The 20,114-nt window shown below is 32.0% G+C and carries 14 protein-coding genes (1 of these 14 only partly in view); 9 read left to right on the forward strand and 5 right to left on the reverse strand.

The window, feature by feature from the left end:
* The 7 genes from AC2TEO_RS17470 to AC2TEO_RS17500 all read left to right on the forward strand — a co-directional run.
* A protein-coding gene (locus AC2TEO_RS17470; protein ID WP_442266048.1) for a T9SS type B sorting domain-containing protein crosses the window boundary here: on the forward strand, nt 1-6,219 show its end. It extends 23,280 nt beyond the left edge of the window; 6,219 of the gene's 29,499 nt are visible here — the last part of the coding sequence; its start codon lies beyond the left edge, outside the window; the stop codon is at nt 6,217-6,219.
* 8 nt (nt 6,220-6,227) lie between these two features.
* A complete protein-coding gene (locus tag AC2TEO_RS17475) occupies nt 6,228-7,193 on the forward strand; it encodes a PorP/SprF family type IX secretion system membrane protein (protein WP_442266049.1) in 966 nt (321 codons plus the stop codon).
* A 73-nt stretch (nt 7,194-7,266) separates the two neighbouring features.
* Complete coding sequence (gene rluF, locus AC2TEO_RS17480; RefSeq protein ID WP_442266050.1) at nt 7,267-8,085, forward strand: 23S rRNA pseudouridine(2604) synthase RluF; 819 nt, start codon at nt 7,267-7,269, stop codon at nt 8,083-8,085.
* Between the two features lie 79 nt (nt 8,086-8,164).
* Complete coding sequence (gene tgt / locus AC2TEO_RS17485) at nt 8,165-9,295, forward strand: tRNA guanosine(34) transglycosylase Tgt (protein ID WP_299682315.1); 1,131 nt, start codon at nt 8,165-8,167, stop codon at nt 9,293-9,295.
* Between the two features lies 1 nt (nt 9,296).
* Nucleotides 9,297-10,376: an LptF/LptG family permease gene (locus AC2TEO_RS17490; RefSeq protein ID WP_442266051.1), complete on the forward strand. Its 1,080-nt coding sequence runs from the start codon at nt 9,297-9,299 to the stop codon at nt 10,374-10,376.
* Nucleotides 10,357-11,259: a DMT family transporter gene (locus AC2TEO_RS17495; protein WP_442266052.1), complete on the forward strand. Its 903-nt coding sequence runs from the start codon at nt 10,357-10,359 to the stop codon at nt 11,257-11,259. Before AC2TEO_RS17490 ends, AC2TEO_RS17495 begins: the two co-directional genes overlap by 20 nt.
* A 48-nt stretch (nt 11,260-11,307) precedes the next feature.
* Nucleotides 11,308-12,261 (forward strand): acetyl-CoA carboxylase carboxyltransferase subunit alpha, encoded by a 954-nt coding sequence (locus AC2TEO_RS17500; RefSeq protein ID WP_442266053.1) that lies wholly within the window; start codon nt 11,308-11,310, stop codon nt 12,259-12,261.
* 94 nt (nt 12,262-12,355) lie between these two features.
* Here the strand turns inward: AC2TEO_RS17500 and AC2TEO_RS17505 are convergent, their stop codons facing one another.
* The 5 genes from AC2TEO_RS17505 to AC2TEO_RS17525 form a co-directional block, all read right to left on the reverse strand.
* Nucleotides 12,356-13,039, reverse strand: a complete 684-nt coding sequence (locus AC2TEO_RS17505; protein ID WP_299682301.1) for a response regulator — start codon at nt 13,037-13,039, stop codon at nt 12,356-12,358.
* A 2-nt stretch (nt 13,040-13,041) separates the two neighbouring features.
* On the reverse strand, nt 13,042-15,042 hold the full coding sequence (locus AC2TEO_RS17510; RefSeq protein WP_442266054.1) for an ATP-binding protein: 2,001 nt from the start codon (nt 15,040-15,042) through the stop codon (nt 13,042-13,044).
* 48 nt (nt 15,043-15,090) lie between these two features.
* Complete coding sequence (locus AC2TEO_RS17515; RefSeq protein ID WP_442266055.1) at nt 15,091-15,318, reverse strand: hypothetical protein; 228 nt, start codon at nt 15,316-15,318, stop codon at nt 15,091-15,093.
* 1,402 nt (nt 15,319-16,720) lie between these two features.
* Nucleotides 16,721-17,350 (reverse strand): 7-carboxy-7-deazaguanine synthase QueE, encoded by a 630-nt coding sequence (locus AC2TEO_RS17520; protein WP_442266056.1) that lies wholly within the window; start codon nt 17,348-17,350, stop codon nt 16,721-16,723.
* Nucleotides 17,322-17,828, reverse strand: coding sequence for a RidA family protein (locus AC2TEO_RS17525; protein ID WP_442266057.1), 507 nt, complete (start codon nt 17,826-17,828; stop codon nt 17,322-17,324). The genes AC2TEO_RS17520 and AC2TEO_RS17525 overlap by 29 nt, the downstream gene beginning before the upstream one ends.
* 121 nt (nt 17,829-17,949) lie before the next feature.
* On the opposite strand from AC2TEO_RS17525, the gene AC2TEO_RS17530 reads away from it, so the two are divergent.
* Nucleotides 17,950-19,473 (forward strand): helicase HerA-like domain-containing protein, encoded by a 1,524-nt coding sequence (locus AC2TEO_RS17530; RefSeq protein ID WP_442266058.1) that lies wholly within the window; start codon nt 17,950-17,952, stop codon nt 19,471-19,473.
* 46 nt (nt 19,474-19,519) lie between these two features.
* A complete protein-coding gene (locus AC2TEO_RS17535; RefSeq protein WP_442266059.1) occupies nt 19,520-20,080 on the forward strand; it encodes a hypothetical protein in 561 nt (186 codons plus the stop codon).
* Nucleotides 20,081-20,114: the final 34 nt, after the last annotated feature.

A 20,114-nucleotide genomic window follows, 5' to 3' on the forward strand; every position in this document is an offset into this window, starting at 1 on the left:
CCAGACTGTACAAGAGATACAGCTACGTTTACCATATCAGGTCCAACAGGAGCTATTAGTTATACAGCGGTTCCAACAGGAATTACCTGTACAGGCGATAGTGATGGAAGTATCCGTGTAGACGCAGTTACAGGCGGATGGGGCGGTTATGAATACCAATTAGCTCCAGACACAGGTTCAGCTACCCCAGGAGGAACAGCAGCAGTTGCTTACAGTGGAAATAACTTATTTGAGAATTTATTACCAGGAGATTATATCGTAACTGTACGAGATACCAATGGATGTGAGGTTGCACAGAATGTTAATGTATCAGATGTTACTCAGGTTAACTTTAGTGTTACCAAGAATGACAATGCATGTAGTACAGATGGAGGAGAGATTACAGTTACTATTGCAGATGGAAGTTCACCATACACAGCAACGTTAAGTGGAGCATTAGGATCAAGCTTTACTTTAACAGGAGCGAGTCCATTAGTATTTAGTGGTTTAGTAGCAGATGATTATACGGTTTCAGTAGTTGACAGTAATAACTGTCCAGCAGCAGGAGCACAGAATATTACAATTAACCCAGATTTAGACTTTGATGTTACTCCAGTAAGCATTTTAAGTTGTGTTGGAGGTCCAGAATACAGTATTGAGGTTAATTCAGGAACAGGAAGCTACAGTTATGTAGTTGAAGATCCAAGTTCAACAAGTGTTGCTACTGGCACAATAGCAGTAGGAACAGGAGTAAGCAGTAACTTTAATTTACCATTAGGTACAGCATTAGGAACGTATACTGTTAGAGTTACCGATACAGGTTCAGGCAGTTGTGTTGTAAGCAAGACCTTTGAAGTAGTTGCACCGGTTGATCCAGCATTTACAGTAAATGCTATCGATGCTACATGTAACGGAAGTGCTACAGGACGTATTGAAGTAACAGTAACAGCAGGCTTAACTCCATTCACATACAGTTTAGTTCAAACATCAGGATCAGGCTTAGGAGCAGGAGAAGGGGATTATGATCCGGTAAGTGGCGCTTTTACTAATGTCCCAGCAGGAACATATACAGTAACTTTAACTGGAGCAAATGGATGTTCAACAGATGTTACCGGAGTTATAGTAGATGACAATCCATTATTAACGGTTGTAGCACCAAGTGCAGTTCAATTTGGATGTAGTACAGGTAACACCGTTGACAATGCTACATTAAGTATCGATACTGCATCAGGTTCAGGAATTTCAGGAGGAAGCACAGTGTATAACACCGTTGAGTTATACTTAGATGTTGCCCCATTTGGAGATTTTGATACAAGTTTAGATACAGAGATTACAGCTGTAACAGTTGCAGGAAGTGTTAACACATACAGTATCTCAGATACATCAGGAGGGAATTTCTATGTGCGTGTTGTAGATAGCGAAGGGTGTGAGAGTTTCTCAGCAATAACTACAATCAATGCATTTGATGAATTACAAGATATCATCCCGAGTCAGAATGATGCGATTAGTTGTGTTAATGGTGGAGAATTAATAGATATAATCTTTAATTCAAGTTTAACAGTAACAGGAGCTACGGTTGTTATTTCAGATAATACAGGCGCTACAGTTGAGACGATCAATAATGTTGATAGTGGAGTAAGTGTAACAAATACTACACGATTAGCAGCAGGAGTTTACACAGTAACAGTTACTCATCCAGTAACAGGTTGTGAGTTAAGTTCGAGTTATGAAGTTGTTGATGTACCAAATCACTTAATCAATGTAACTCAAACGGCACCAGTTGTTTGTTTCGGCTCAAGTACCGCAGCAGTAGAGATTATCTTTGATAGTAGTACCCCATATACAGGCGGATATACTTATACAGTATTTGATGCAGGTACAGGAACAGCTACTGCTATCACAGGAAGTGGAACAGGAAATGTAGTAGAATCGATTACAGGTTTAGCCGCAGGCGATTACTTTGTTAGAGTAGCTATGACAGCGTTCCCAGACTGTACAAGAGATACAGCTACGTTTACCATATCAGGTCCAACAGGAGCTATTAGTTATACAGCGGTTCCAACAGGAATTACCTGTACAGGCGATAGTGATGGAAGTATCCGTGTAGACGCAGTTACAGGCGGATGGGGCGGTTATGAATACCAATTAGCTCCAGACACAGGTTCAGCTACCCCAGGAGGAACAGCAGCAGTTGCTTACAGTGGAAATAACTTATTTGAGAATTTATTACCAGGAGATTATATCGTAACTGTACGAGATACCAATGGATGTGAGGTTGCACAGAATGTTAATGTATCAGATGTTACTCAGGTTAACTTTAGTGTTACCAAGAATGACAATGCATGTAGTACAGATGGAGGAGAGATTACAGTTACTATTGCAGATGGAAGTTCACCATACACAGCAACGTTAAGTGGTGCATTAGGATCAAGCTTTACTTTAACAGGAGCGAGTCCATTAGTATTTAGTGGTTTAGTAGCAGATGATTATACGGTTTCAGTAGTTGACAGTAATAACTGTCCAGCAGCAGGAGCACAGAATATTACAATTAATCCAGATTTAGACTTTGATGTTACTCCAGTAAGCATTTTAAGTTGTGTTGGAGGTCCAGAATACAGTATTGAGGTTAATTCAGGAACAGGAAGCTACAGTTATGTAGTTGAAGATCCAAGTTCAACAAGTGTTGCTACTGGCACAATAGCAGTAGGAACAGGAGTAAGCAGTAACTTTACTTTACCATTAGGTACAGCATTAGGAACTTATACTGTTAGAGTTACCGATACAGGTTCAGGTAGTTGTGTTGTAAGCAAGACCTTTGAAGTAGTTGCACCAGTTGATCCAGTATTTACAGTAAATGCTATCGATGCTACATGTAACGGAAGTGCTACAGGACGTATTGAAGTAACAGTAACAGCAGGCTTAACTCCATTCACATACAGTTTAGTTCAAACATCAGGATCAGGCTTAGGAGCAGGAGAAGGGGATTATGATTCGGGAAGTGGCGCTTTTACTAATGTCCCAGCAGGAACATATACAGTAACTTTAACTGGAGCAAATGGATGTTCAACAGATGTTACCGGAGTTATAGTAGATGACAATCCATTATTAACGGTTGTAGCACCAAGTGCAGTTCAATTTGGATGTAGTACAGGTAACACTGTTGATAATGCTACATTAAGTATCGATACTGCATCAGGCTCAGGAATTTCAGGAGGAAGCACAGTGTATAACACCGTTGAGTTATACTTAGATGTTGCCCCATTTGGAGATTTTGATACAAGTTTAGATACAGAGATTACAGCTGTAACAGTAACAGGAACAGTAAAAACTTTCAGTATATCTGATACTGCAGGAGGTAACTATTACATTAGGGTATTAGATAGTGAAGGGTGTGAGAGTTTCTCAGCAATGACTACAATCAATGCATTTGATGAATTACAAGATATCATCCCGAGTCAGAATGATGCGATTAGTTGTGTTAATGGCGGAGAATTAATCGATATAATCTTTAATTCAAGTTTAACAGTAACAGGAGCTATGGTTGTTATTTCAGATAATACAGGCGCTACAGTTGAAACGATCAATAATGTTGATAGTGGAGTAAGTGTAACAAATACTACAAGATTAGCAGTAGGAGTGTATACAATAACTGTCACACATCCAACTACAGGTTGTGAATTAACTACAACTTACAATGTAGAGGATGTTATAGATCATATTATTAATGTTTCTCAAACAGCACCAGTTGTTTGTTTCGGTTCAAGTACAGCAGCAGTAGATATTATATTTGATGCAAGTTCTCCATATGCAGGCGGATATACGTATACGGTATTTGATGCAGGTACAGGAACAGCTACGGCTATTACAGGAACAGCTACATCAGGAAATACTCCTCAAACAATTACAGGTTTATCAACAGGAGATTACTTTGTTAGAGTTGTAATGAATGCATTCCCAGACTGTACAAGAGATACAGGAGTATTTTCTATAGCAGGTCCAGCTGCAGTTTTAAATGCTACATTAACAACTACGCCAATTAATTGTGCTACTAATGATAGTGGTGAAGTTACAATTAATGCTGTAGGCGGATGGAATGGATATGAATATCAATTAGTAAATACTACGACTTCGACCACAGTTCAAGCTTTTGGAACTAATAATATTATTGGAGGTTTAACAGCAGGAACTTACGAGGTAACTGTTAGAGATGCCAATGGATGTCCATTTGTAGATACATTTACATTAACAGATCCTACAACAATAGATTTTATCCCTCAAGTAACAACTCAAATAGAATGTGAGGGTGATGAAACTGCAGTAGTTACTGTGACAGGAGTAACAGGAGGAGCTCAAACAACAAGACCTGTATATTCTTATAGTTTAGAATTTCCTGATGGAACTTCTACAGCAATTCAGTCTTCTAATGTATTTAGTGGATTAGGTGCAGGAGTTTATAAAGTAACAGTTTACGATGAATTTAACTGTAGAAATACGTTGAGTGTAACGGTTAATGAACCTTCTGAAATTGTTGCATCTGCGGTTATTACAGGAAACATTACATGTACTGTTCCTAACGCTACAGTAGAAGTAAGTGGAATTGGTGGAACTGGATCTTATGAGTATAGTATTGATGGAACAACGTTCGTAGCATCAAATGTATTTACAGTACCAGCAGGAGATTATAATTTTTATGTTAGAGATGCGAATAATTGTATTTCAGTTCCATTTGTAGTCTCAATCCCAGCTTTAGAACCATTAGTGGCTACATTAGATGATTCTTTAGGATTTATTACTTGTAATGGTAATGCTGATGCCGTTTTATCTGCAACTACAGTAGGTGGTTTAGGAAGTAACATGTATGAATTAATAGATGTTAATACTTCTGCTTCAGTTGCTGGTCCTCAGGCTGATAATATATTTAGAAATATTGGGCCTGGTGAATATTTAATCAGAGTAACAAGTTTAGATTGTACAGCTGATACACGTCCAGTTACTATTACTGATCCAGATCTTTTAGTAACTACTCCAACAGTAGTTAATGTAAGTTGTAATGGATCAACAGACGGTAGTATCACTTTAAATACAATTGGAGGTACAGGTGCTTATGTTTACGAGATAAATACAGCTCCAGGTAGATTCCAATCAGAAAATGTGTTCAATAACTTAGCTGCAGGTATCTATAGAATTACTGTGCTTGATGAAAATGGATGTCCGAATATATTAGATGTCGAAGTATTTGAGCCAACTGTTTTAAATGCAGAAATAGATATTACATCTGTTGTACAACAACCATGTGTAACAGATCCAGCACCATCATTTACAGTCAATATTACAGGAGGAACACCTCCATATACATTAAGATTAAGTGATGGTAGCGCACCAGTAACATTAGGATTAACAGAAACTAGTTATACATATAATAACTTAAATTCTGGTCAATCTTATGCAGTTATCGTTACAGACTCTAGAGGATGTAGAATACCAGATCCTTTAAGAGTTCAGTTCGAGGCAGCAGTAGATTTAGGATTTGAAACACCAATTGTTTCTTATGATTGTTCACAACAAGCTACTATTACAGCTACAGTTGCTGAAATTTATAGAGATGAAGTAGTTTATATGTTAACTGGTCCAGAAAGTGCAAGTAACGATACAGGTATTTTCCAAGTGAATACACCAGGAACTTATACTGTTGAAGTTACACATGCAGTAGGATTAGGGTGTACACCTCCTTCAGAACAAGTTACTGTATCAGCAATATCGCCATTACAATTAACGATTGATGATTCACAATTAAATACTTTAATAGCAAATGCTTCAGGAGGTATTGGACCATTTGAGTATAGTATAGATGGAAGTGCTTTTACATCAGAGAATACATTTATAATAAATCAAACAAGAGATTATGTAATAACAGTAAGAGATTCTAGAGGTTGTGAAGAAACAGTAACTGTAAGAGGAATATTTATTACGATAGAAGTTCCAAACTATTTCACACCAAATGGAGATTCACAACAAGATTATTGGTATCCTGTTAAAGTACAACCGTATCATAATTTAAAAGTTTATATTTATGACAGGTATGGTAGACAGTTACAATTATATTCAGGAGTTCAACAAGGTTGGGATGGAACATATCAAGGAAGACCATTACCTTCAGGTGATTACTGGTATACAATAGAATTTACAGAAATTACTGGTGAAGAGAAAAGATTAATAGGACACTTTACGTTATATAGGTAAAAAATAAAATGAAGAATACATTTTTAGCATTTGTGCTACTGATTTTCTCAGTAGCACGTTTATCAAGCCAAGAGAATGACTTACCCCAATATGTCAATCATATGGCTGATAATCCTTTTTTAATTTCGCCCGCTTATGCAGGTATTGGAGCTGGATTTCAGCTTCGATTAAATGGAGTTAGTCAATGGTTAGGAGTTAAAGAAGCTCCAGATACTCAATCTTTAAGTTTAGAAGCTAGGTTAGCTGAAAGATTTGGAGGAGGATTAACTATTTTTAATGATAAAAATGGATTTACAACACAAAAAGGTGTACGTTTATCTTTAGCTAGCCATTTAACATTAAGTGATCTTTATGATAGTTTTTTATCATTAGGTTTGAGTTATAGTTTTATACAGTTTGGAATTGATACTACAGATTTTATAGATCCTTTAAGTCCAGGAACACCTGTGAATTTGCCTAATAGAGTTTTAAACTCTTCAAATTTTGACATTAGTATGTTATATCGATTCGGAAGATTTGCTATTAGTGGTAATGTTGTAAACTTGTTAGATAAAAAGATAGATGATTTTACAACAGGTGAACCAGAAGTACTAAGAAGATATTCTGTTTATACAAATTATAATTTTAGGATAAATAGAAATACAGAGTTTGAACCTTCTGCTTTTGTAGAATATTTTGAAGCCAGTCAACGTTCTAGAACAGATATTAATGTAAAATTAAGAAGACGTATTAGAGATGGATATATTTGGGGAGGATTAAGTTATACTTTCTTAAACGATCAATTCTTTACTCCAAACGCGTTAGCTCCATTATTTGGTATAAAAAAGAATAAATTGTATTTATCTTATGGTTTCAGTATCACAACAAATGAAATCATCGGATTCAACAATGGTACTCATATGATAACATTAGGGTTCGATTACGATCGTAGACCAAGTTTGGCTCGATGTACAAGAAAGATGATTATGTTCTAAGAAATCATATCATAAATAATAAAAAAGCCTCAAGTAAGATAACTTGAGGCTTTTTTATTCTAATTTTGCAGAGATGAATAATAGTGAATCAACAAATCTTAATAAATTTATTAGTTCAACAGGAATTTGTTCTAGAAGAGAAGCAGAAAAACTAATTGTTGCAGGAAGAGTTACGATTAATGGAAAACCAACTCAACTAGGAAACAGAGTTTTTGAAGGAGATATTGTAAAAGTTGATGGCAAACCATTAAAAGCAAAACCAAAGACGATTTATATAGCTTTAAACAAGCCTATTGGTATAGTTTGTACAACTGATAGTAAAGAGAGAAAGAATATTGTAAAATTTGTTGGTCATCCGCAACGGTTATTTCCTATCGGACGATTAGATAAACCTTCTGAAGGGTTAATTTTTTTAACGAATGATGGAGATATCGTAAACAAGATATTAAGAGCAGGAAACAATCATGAAAAAGAATATATAGTTACAGTAAACAAAGAGATTAATGATCGCTTTATAACTAGAATGGGAAATGGAATTCCAATTTTAGGAACAGTAACTAAAAAATGTAAAGTCACTCAAATTAATCCCAACACATTTAAAATCATACTAACACAAGGCTTAAACCGTCAAATTAGAAGAATGTGTGAGTATTTAGATTACGAAGTAACCAAGCTTAAAAGAACTCGTATAATGAATGTTGAATTAGGAAGTTTGAAAACAGGAGAATGGAGAGAACTTTCTAGTCACGAAATGGATAAGATTAATCAATTAGTTAAAAGCTCTGTAAAAACAGAAGAAGCTTCAAAAGAAAAAGCACCACAAAAGAAAAAAAACACCCAAAAGCCTAAAAGTTTTAAATCTAAATTTGGTAGACAAAGAAGAAACAGATAATACTATATTCTTCAAAAAATAAGAAACTTTTAACGAAGTGCTTTTTAACATTTAACTTACATGCGTATCTTTGTCGCCTATGCAATTCGAATTAAAACAAAAAGACCCTAAAAGTAAGGCAAGAGCTGGAGTAATAACAACCGATCATGGTACTATAGAAACTCCAATATTTATGCCTGTTGGTACAGTAGCTTCAGTAAAAGGAGTACATCAATCTGAACTTAAAGACGAGATTAATCCAGATATTATTTTAGGAAACACCTATCATTTATATTTAAGACCAAAAACAGATATTCTTGAGCAGGCCGGTGGATTGCATAAATTCATGAATTGGGATAGAAATATTTTAACTGATAGTGGTGGTTATCAAGTATATTCTCTTTCAGGAAGAAGAAAAATTAATGAAGAAGGTGTAAAATTTAAGAGTCATATTGATGGTTCTACACATTTTTTTACACCTGAAAATGTAATGGAAATTCAACGTTCTATTGGAGCTGATATTATTATGGCTTTTGATGAATGTACTCCGTATCCATGTGATTACAACTATGCAAAGAACTCGATGCATATGACACATCGTTGGTTAAAACGTTGTATTAATCACTTAGAAAAAACGCCACTTAAGTACGATTACAATCAAACTTTATTTCCAATTGTTCAAGGAAGTACATATACCGATTTGCGTAAACAATCAGCTGAATTTATAGCTTCAGTAGAGGCAGAAGGAAACGCAATTGGAGGATTATCTGTAGGCGAGCCGGCAGAAGAAATGTATGCAATGACAGATGTTGTTTGTAGTATTTTACCAGAAGATAAACCGAGATATTTAATGGGAGTTGGAACTCCAATTAATATCCTTGAAAATATTGCTTTAGGTGTAGATATGTTCGATTGTGTAATGCCTACTAGAAATGCTAGAAATGGTATGTTATTTACAGCACACGGAACAATAAATATTAAAAATAAGAAGTGGGAAAATGACTTTTCTCCAATCGATGATATGGGAATTACTTTTGTAGATACACTATACTCAAAAGCCTATTTACGTCACTTATTTGCTTCAAAAGAATTATTAGGGAAACAAATCGCTTCAATTCATAATTTAGGTTTCTATTTGTGGTTGGTTAGAGAAGCTAGAAAACATATTTTAGAAGGAGATTTTGCAGTTTGGAAAGACAGAATGGTAAAACAAATGAGTAAACGATTGTAAATTGAAAATACTCGATTGGTACATATTAAAACGTTACTTAACTACGTTTCTGTTTACACTGCTTATTTTAATACCTATTGCAGTAGCGATAGATATTGCAGAGAAAATCGATAAGTTTTTAAGACACGAAAACTTAACCTTTTTCGAAGTAGTAAATGATTATTATAAGAATTTTATTATTTACTATGCAAACACTTTTATGCCTTTGGCGCTGTTTTTAGCGGTAATTATATTTACTTCTCGATTAGCAAATAATACTGAAATTGTAGCAATTAACAGTTCTCAAATTTCATTTACACGTTTTCTGTATCCTTATTTCATAGGAGCTACTATTGTTACTATTATTGCTTTAGGAATGAATCACTATGTAGTTCCAAGTAGTAGTAAAACAAGAAAAAAGTTTGAAAGAACTTATTTAAAGAAAAAACGTTATCAAGATCAAATTGTAAAAGAATTTAGCCTGCAATTAAATGATAGTACTTACATGTATGTGCAGAATTATAATTTAAAATCTAATTCAGGAAGTAATTTTTCTACATCAATTTATGAGGATAGAAAATTAAAATTCAAATTAATTGCTGATCATATTCGTTGGAAGGATACGATATTTAAACTTCAAAATTGGAAAGCTCGAAAGATTTATAAAGATCGAGATAGTATTTGGTTTGGAACTTCAATGGATACTGTATTTAGTTTTACTCCAAAGGATTTCAATTATAAAACAGCAATGGCTCAAGAAATGCCTTCAAATGAGTTAAAAGAATTCATAAAAATATCAAAGAAAAGAGGGGTTAAAAACTTAAACGCTTATTGGGTAGAATTATATAAAAGAACTAGTTTACCTTTAGCATCATATATTTTAACTATTATAGCTGTAGCATTAGCTTATAAAAAGAGAAGGGGAGGAATAGGTGTAAACTTAGCTTTTGGAATTGCAGTTATGTTTGTTTATGTCTTTTTCTTAAAAGTAGCAGAAGTTTTAGGAGCTGTAGCTGGAGCTAATTCATTACTTAATGTTTGGATGCCGAATTTTATATTCGGTACATATGCTATTTATCTCTATGTCAAATCAAGAAAATAAACTTAAGAATTATCTTTTACTACACTTAATCGTATTTATCTGGGGATTTACAGCCATTTTAGGAAAGTTAATATCTATAGATGCTATTCCTTTAGTTTGGTATAGAATGTTAATAGCTGTAGGTTTTATAGGTTTATATTTTGTAATCAATAATAGATCTTTTACGTTAACTAAAAGAGCTGCCGTAGAGTTTTTAATCACAGGAATTATCATTGCAATTCATTGGATTACTTTTTTTAAAGCCATTAAAGTTTCTAACGTTTCTGTAGCTTTAGTAACCATGAGTACAGGTGCTTTTTTTACTTCTTTGCTAGAACCAATTTTTTTCAAACGAAGAATTAAACCTCTAGAAATGATATTAGGCTTACTAGTTGTTTTTGGCTTATATATCATTTTTAGTTTCGAAAGTAAATACACTTTAGGTATTATTTATGCGTTAATTTCTGCATTTTTATCTGCTTTATTTGCAGTATTAAACGGACTCTTTGTTAAAAAATATGAAGCTGATTCTATTTCGTTTTATCAATTGTTTTTTGGAGTTGCTTTTGTAACTGTATATCTAGCTTTTTCAGGAAGTTTTACAGCTGAGTTTTTCAATTTACTAGCTACAGATTGGTTATATCTAGTTATTTTAGGGAGTGTATGTACAGCTTATGCTTTTATCGCTTCTGTTAAAGTGATGAAATATTTAACTCCATATACAGTAATGTTAACGATAAACTTAGAGCCAGTTTATGCAATTATACTAGCATTAATAATATTTAAAGAAAAGGAACAGATGAATGTAGAGTTCTATTATGGAGCATTTATAGTACTTTTTGTGGTGTTGTTAAATGGTCTAGTGAAAAATTCTTCAAAAATTAAAAAGAAATTACAACGATAATTTATTATGTTTGCTTAACAAACAGCAAATAAAATCAAACTTTAATAAATGGAATATTTAGATTTTGAAATGCCAATTAAAGAGTTAGAAGACCAGTTGGCAAAATGTCATGATATTGGGAAAGAAAGTGAGATAGATGTTACTGAAACATGTAGTAAGATCGAAAAGAAGTTAGAAAAGGCAAAGAAAGATATTTATAAAAACTTAACTCCTTGGCAACGAGTACAATTATCTCGTCATCCAAACAGACCATACACATTAGATTATATCAAAGCGATTTGTGGAGATACGTTTATGGAGTTACATGGAGATAGAAATGTTCGTGATGACAAAGCCATGATTGGTGGTTTAGGAAAAATCGGAGATCAATCTTTTATGTTTATCGGCCAACAAAAAGGATACAATACAAAAACACGTCAGTACCGTAATTTTGGTATGGCAAATCCTGAAGGTTACCGAAAAGCCTTACGTTTAATGAAAATGGCTGAAAAGTTTGGAATTCCTGTAGTAACGTTATTAGATACTCCAGGTGCTTATCCAGGTTTAGAAGCTGAAGAGCGTGGACAAGGTGAAGCTATCGCAAGAAATATCTTTGAAATGACTCGTTTAAAAACTCCAATTATTACTATTGTTATTGGTGAAGGAGCTTCTGGAGGTGCATTAGGTATAGGAGTAGGAGATCGTGTTTACATGATGGAAAATACTTGGTATACTGTAATTTCTCCTGAATCTTGTTCTTCTATTTTATGGCGTAGTTGGGAGTTTAAAGAACAAGCTGCAGCTGCTTTAAAATTAACTGGTGATGATATGAAAAAGTTAAAACTTATTGACGGAATCATTACTGAACCTGTTGGTGGAGCTCATGCCGATAGACAAGGTGCTTTTGAAGCAGTTCAAGAGCAAATCTTAAAAGCTTTTGATGAATTAAGAGATTTAGACGAAGTTAGTTTAATTGCCAAAAGAATGGATAAATATGCTAATATGGGAGTTTACAAAGAATAGTAAACTAAATACATAAAACAAAAAACTCGCTGATTCCAGCGAGTTTTTTGTTTTATGTATAAGTAAAAATTATTTTTAGCTTTCCAACTTCCGATTAAATAAAACCTTTATCCTTTGCTACATGAATTAATTCACGATCGTCTGTACTAGTGATGTCAAAAATCTTTTTAAGCTGTCTTTTACGCTTTTCTATAGCTCTTAACGATAAATGCACCATATCTGGTAAATCTTTCATCATAGTACCAATAGAAAGCTGATACATTATTTTTCTATCTACATCGTCAATAAAATATTCACTAGATACTTCATTACGCATAATTTTTGTTACTGTTTTGCTATAAAATGGAGGGTCGCATAGAACTTCCTCAATAGCCTGTACTAGTTGTGGAGGCGTAATATCATTTTTTACTAAAAATCCATCAGGATTAATATTTTTTAAAATGCTATGAACTCTGTAATTATCATTAAAAGTTGTAGATACAATAATTCTAGTATCTGGTAGCATATCGTTTATTCTAATTCCTAAATCTTCACCAGAAAGTATAGTACCATCTTTAGAAGCAGGTAAACGCATATCTAAAAAAACAATATCTAAACGATCGTTGTTTTTAGCATAATCTTTTAAAATTTCACAGGCACTATCACAATCATTAGCCATTAAAATATTAAAGAATACTCCTTCTTTCTGACTTTCAATAAAAGTAAAAGCACTCTTATAAGCTTCAGCGATTAATGGATGATCATCAATAATTAAGGCATTGTATTTCTTTGCTATCATGCTTAGGTTATAGGTATTTTAATTTGCAAATTTGTTCCTTTATTAGGTTCAGAAATAAACGAAACGTTACCCTGTAATTTTGCAACTCTTGAATTAATGTTTTTAATTCCTATTCCTTTTCTGCTCTTTTTAGTGTCAAATCCAACACCATCATCAGTAATTTGTATAGCTAGTTTTTCGTTTTCATTAGAAAATGCTAAAGTAACATTTTTTGCCTTTGCATGTTTAATAATATTCTGTAAAGCTTCCTGAATTATTCGATAAACATTGGCCTTTGTAACTTCACTAATATCACTCCAGGCAATGGTGTCATCCGTTTCAAAATGTGTAGTAAACTGACCAATAATACTTTTATCAGCTAGTAATTGTTTAATAATAGTGGTAAAATTAATATTGGCATCATTAAAATTATCACTTAATTTATGTGAGACTTCACGAATTTCTTTTTCTATACTTTGCAATTCATCTAAGTAGGCTTGTTGTTTTTCTTGGGTATCAATGTTCATTTGCATTCCTAAAAAACCAAGATTTACACGTGTTCCAAATAATTTACCTAAAATACCATCATGTAATTCAGCTGAAATTCTATTACGTTCTTTTACACGTTCTTCTTCTAATTTAGCCTGTTGCTGAAGTGTTAATACATAAACTTCTTCATTTGCTTTTTGTTGGTCTGCTTCTAACTGAAGTTTCTCATTTCTTACTTTTTGTACACGTAAAAAGTAGAGTAGGGTAGAAATTAAAATAATACTAATACTTCCACCAATGATCCATATTAATTGCTGACCTAAACGTTCTTTTTCTTCTATATGTTCGTCGGTTTCAAACTCTATACGAGTAAATTTATTTTGAGCTTTACGCTCAACAGTAATTAAGCTATCGTTAAATTCGATATGACGATCTAGATATTTTTTAGCATTTTTAGGTTGTAAATTAGAAAGTTGCTTTAAAGTTGTCAAATAATCTACACTATTTTTTAATTTTTTAGCTAAACTATTAGCCTCTTTAGCATATTTAAAAGCATTTAGTGTATCTTTTATGTATTTATAATAATCTGAGATTCTTATTTTACTAGTTACTATTCCTGCCTTATTATTCATACTATCCCTTATGTACAGAGATTTAAAAAAGTCTTTCTTTATACCTGAAGTGTCCTTCATTAATAGTTTACAATAAGCTCTATTATCAAGAACTCTATAATAGTGTGCTTTAGTAATATTTTGATTTAAGTCAATGTTATAATATTTAATAGCTTTCTCGTACTCTTTTTTCTTAACATAAATATTAGCAATATTATTTTCTAAACCAAATGGTTGTATTTTACTTTTTTTAAAGTACGTCAATGCTTTTTTATAATATTCTAATGCTTTGTCATATTCTTTTATATCTTGTTGCAATTGAGCTAAATAGTTATAAGAATTGCATAAATCTTTATTATTACCAAGCTCTTTAAATAATTTTATAGCTTCAATTATCAGTACTTCACTACCAGTGTAATCTCGATATTTAACCTTAACATTAATCATACCTAATAAAACTTGTGATGCTTCTTTTTTATTTTTACCTTTTATAAAAGCATCATAAGCTTTCTTAAAATGAAAATATGCCTTATTGTATATTTGTTTTCTAATATAAAATGTTGCATAATTCCAATGTGAATCTCCTAAAGTATAATTGTCATTTAACTTTTTTGATATTGATAATGCTTTTTGATTAATTAAGAAAAAATTAGTTGAATCTTTTAATTTATAGAATTCATAAGCTATAGTGCTTAATTTAATAGGTTGTTTTATATTTTGATTAAAGTAATATTTGTAAGCTCTTTCTAGTAATTTTTTCTTATTCTCAAGGTCTATTTTTTGATTTTTAGATTCTCTAATCCAAATACCAATACTGTCTAAATCGTTTTTTTGATAAGCAAAACAATAGTTGAAGAATAAAAAGATTAAAATAAAATTTAAAGAATAAGTTTTGATAACACTTAGTTTTTTTGGTTGTAACAAAACTAAAAAAAACCTCTAACAATTTGTTAGAGGTTCTATAAAATTCAATTAATTACCTTTCCCTCCGTCATTTCCATTTCCATTTTCATCGCCACCTGTGTAATTAGTTCCGTTTCCACCTACAGGGATATCTATAGCGTCGTCATCTCCACCTCCGATATCTGAGTTTGTAACATCTATTGTTTGTGTGTTTGTTACAAGATCTTCTGTGTTATCTGTACAACTTACTGTAAATACAAATACAACAATACATAGCAAAAATTTTAAATTTCTCATAATTCAATTTTTAGTGTTTAATAATAGTTTTCTTGGCCACATTTGTGGCATACATAGCTGATCGAATGTTTTTTTCGATATATCTGCATCGGTAAAACCGAGGCATAAGTGTCCCATCCCGAGTTTTCAGGTGGTTTTTGTAGAATTGAATTGATAGTTGAAATCAATTCATGAAGACTTGGAACTACTAAGGCCTATTGAGTTTAGGCTTCAGGAAATTCTACAGTTTTAGTAAATAAGGAAGCGTTTTTGCAATTTTTATTAGTAACGCTAGCTGATTTTTTTTATTAAATTACGTTCGGTATACTTTATACCAAACTAATTTTTAGCCAATGTTACGTTTCAGTGAGTAAACGTCCTTTTTCATTTAGAGTTAGCAATATTAATTTTTTCATAACTTTAACAATTTCTTACTTATAAGATACAAAATTTAAATAATGTTACCAAATTTTTCGTCTTTTTCTTAATTCATTCATTTTTCAATAAAAAATAAACTAAAAAAGGCATCTTTAAAATAAGATGCCTTTTGAGTATATAAACGATACTTTGTTATTATTCTTGTATCAAATATGTATATCACAAAAAACATCATTATGCAACTCTCTGCCAAAACGAACACCTCTTACAGGTAAATTTTTATAGCTAATGTGCATAAAATATGTTTTCATTTTTTTATTTATTAATAATGAGATTTTTTCTCATTTAATTACATGACAAATATATAACTTTTTTTGAAATCTACAAATAATTTTTAAATATAAATTACTGATTTTTAGTTGTTTGTGTTGTTTTTAAGCAATAGGTTTACTGTCCGGAAAATTTCCAGATATTTTCAATTTTAGTTTATCTAACTAAACAGTTTTTCAATGTTTAAAACTTTCAACCTTTATGTCTTTTTTTACCTATTTATCATTTATTACTGTATTAAAAAAGGCGTCTGATGAAAATCGGACGCCTTTTATATATTGTTATACTAACATTTATATTATCATAAATGTATAGTGTAATTATTTTCATTCCGATTTTTACTGAATTGTTTTCCAAATCCTTGTAAACTACTTAAGCTATAATTAGCCCACGTTTGTATATGTAAAATCAATTTATTCATGTGGGTCAAATATACAAAATTTAAATCAGATGTTAAAAACTGTTAAAAAACAAATGTTTTTTAAAAAAGTGCGGGTCACCCACACCAAAAGTGTGGGTCGCCCGTACCAGTGTAAGAAATATGCACTATATCTTTGTCAACGTTAAAAGTCCTTATATATAAGGTTACGGGTATAAAAAACAATTTATACCATAGTCGTTCGGGGGAAATTCTATGGAAGAAAAGCACTTAGCTAAAAAAAGGAGTAAAATTGTTTGAAACTAAAAAACGTCCAAGGTTGGACGTTTTTTTAGTTTATGGAATATTTAAGTATTTATGTGTTTGTAAGGAGATTTTCCACTTAGGATGATTCATTACATAATCTATAATTAAAGGAATCATTTTATCACGTTTACTCCATTCAGGTTGTAAATAAAGTTTACAATTATTATTAACTTTTGCAGCTTGTTCTTCAGCAAACTCAAAATCATTTTTGTTATGAATAATCATTTTAAGTTCATCAGCTTCTTCATAAGCTTTATTTAAAGGCAGTTTTGTTTTTTTAGGAGACAAACAAAACCAATCCCAAACACCAGAAAATTTATAAGCTCCTGAGGTTTCTATATGTGTTTTAATACCTTTTGCTTGCAATTGCTCAGTAATGTAATCTAAACTCCACATTAAAGGTTCTCCACCAGTAACAACAACAGTTTCTGCATATTTTTTAGCATTGGTAACTATTAGATCAGTTAAAGTTGGCGGATGTAAATTGGCATCCCAACTCTCTTTAACATCACACCAATGGCAACCTACATCACAACCACCAATTCTTATAAAATAAGCTGCTGTTCCTGTATGTGCTCCTTCTCCTTGTATGGTGTAAAACTCTTCCATTAAAGGAAGCATTTCACCTTTTTTAATTAACTCTTGCGTCTTTAAATCCATCTGCTTTTACCGCTATTACATCAATCTCAATTTTTGCTCCTACGAGCAAATCGGCTGCAAATGTAGTTCTTGCAGGCTTATTTTTAGGAAAATATTTACGAAAAATTTTATTAAATGCTGTAAAATCATCTGTAGTAGATAAAATTACTGTACATTTTACTACATGTTCTAAATCTGAATCATGTGATGCTAAAACAGCTTTTATGTTTTCTAAAGTTTGTCTTGTTTCTGGGCCAATGCCTCCTTCAGGTAGTTTATTGGTTTCAGGATTAATACCAACCTGACCTGCTAAATACAATGTATTGCCAACTTCAACAGCATCTGAAAAAGGAGCATTTTTTTTACGTTCTAATTTAGAACTATGAAAAATTAAATCTTCTTTTTCAGTAGATATTTGAGTATTGTTGGTGTCATTTTTCATAGTACATGAAGAAATTAGCATTGTAATAGCTAAAGTTAAGACATTCAGTAATTTCATGTGAAAATTTTTAGTTGGAATACAAATTTACTTAAAACTTAAGAAAAGTTCCTTAAAATTATTTTGCTCTACTTTTTGAAATGCTGATATTAATAGTATTTTTATCAAAAAATAATAAAAGATGAGTCAAACGGAGTCGTTCTTCAACTACATAAATGAAGGGTACAAATGCAAAGGAGATTTTATTACGTTGGGTGCAGGAATGTTAGGTGAAGAAACTGTAACTAACGCCTTAGTAAATTTACCTTTAAAAACACTTAATAGACATGGTTTAATTGCTGGAGCAACAGGAACTGGTAAAACTAAAACTTTACAGATTTTAGCAGAGAATATGTCTGAAAAAGGGATTCCTGTTTTATTAATGGATGTTAAAGGTGATTTAAGTGGATTAGCACAGCCTAGTCCAGGACATCCAAAGATAGATGAACGTCATGAGAAAATAGGTGTTCCGTTTGATGCTAAAAAATTTCCTATAGAAATTTTATCAATATCAGAACAAGATGGAGTTCGTTTACGAGCAACTGTTTCAGAATTTGGTCCAGTTTTATTATCAAGAATTTTAGATTTAACAGAAACACAATCTGGAATTGTAGCTATCATTTTTAAATACTGTGATGATAATCAATTACCTCTTTTAGATCTAAAAGATTTTAAAAAGATGCTACAATTCATTACTGCAGAAGGAAAAGAAGAGATTTCTACTGAATATGGAAGAATATCGACTTCTAGTACAGGAGCGATTTTAAGAAAAATTGTAGAATTAGAACAACAAGGAGGTGAGTTGTTTTTTGGTGAAAAATCTTTTGAAGTTGATGATTTAACAAGAGTTGATGAAAATGGTAGAGGAGTGATATCTGTATTACGATTAACAGATATTCAAGATAAACCGAAGTTGTTTTCAACATTTATGTTACAATTATTAGCAGAAGTCTATGAAACATTTCCAGAGCAAGGTGATAGTGGAAGACCAGAGTTAATTATTTTTATAGATGAAGCACATTTGGTTTTTGATGAAGCCTCAAAAGCGTTATTAAGTCAAATAGAAAGTATCGTTAAATTAATCCGATCAAAAGGAATAGGATTGTATTTTGTAACTCAGAATCCTAAAGATGTTCCCGAAGATGTTTTGGCTCAATTAGGAATGAAAGTACAGCATGCTTTGCGTGCATTCACAGCAAAAGATAGAAAAGCGTTAAAATTGGCTGCAGAGAATTATCCTGATTCAGACTTTTATAATACTAGTGAAGTACTAACTCAGTTAGGAATTGGTGAAGCTTTTGTAACTGTTTTAAATGAAAAAGGTATTCCTACTCCTTTAGCAAGAACAATGTTAAGAGCTCCAATGAGTAGAATGGATATTTTAACCGAGAGAGAAATTCAAGAAGTTATAGGAAATTCTAAATTAGCTAAGAAATACAATGATACAATCGATAGAGAAAGTGCTTATGAATTGTTGGGAGAGAAGATTGATAGTATTAACAAGAAAAAATCTGAAGAAGATAGAAGAAAAGAGGAAGAAAAATTAAGGAGAAAGAGAAGCTCAAGTAGTTCACAAAGAAGTACACGTCAAAACCCAGTAGTTAAAGTGTTAACAAGCGCTACATTTATTCGTGCTGTGTTTGGTATTTTAAAGAAAGTAATCTAATTAAACTAAAAAGAGTAAATAAACGTTATATAAGAAACTAATTTAAATGAGAAAATTATTAAAAATCGTGTTAGTTGTTTGTGTTGCAGTTGTTAGTACGCAGTGTAGTAAAGATAAATACACGATTGCTAAAGGAAAAGTAGGACAAATCACAAAAGAAACTACAATGCAAGACTTAGATAAGATTTTTGCTAAAGATTCTATTGTTAAAATTTTAAGTGAAGGAGCCAAAGGAAATTACTATTTCCAAGATGATGATGAATATCAAATTTTCGAAAAAGGAGGTAAGCACTTATTAACTGTAGTTCCAAGAGAACAATTAGATTCGACTTCAACAATTAAAAGTATTGAAGTATTTGACGAAAGATTTAAAACTGTTAATGGGTTAAATGTACTTTCTACTTTTAGAGACATAAATGCAAACAATGCCATTAGTAAAATAGAAACGTCATTTTCTTCAGCCACTATTTTTATAGATGATTTAAATGCTACAATTGCTATAGATAAAGAAGAATTGGGCTTAAAAGAGTTTAATATGAAAAAAGTTAGTATCGAGCAAATACCTGATTTAGCGAAGATTAAATCCTTTATTGTTTGGTTCAACTAAAATACACAAATCCCGATTTTTCGGGATTTTTTAT

The sequence above is a fragment of the Tenacibaculum aquaeponti genome, from assembly GCF_057221555.1.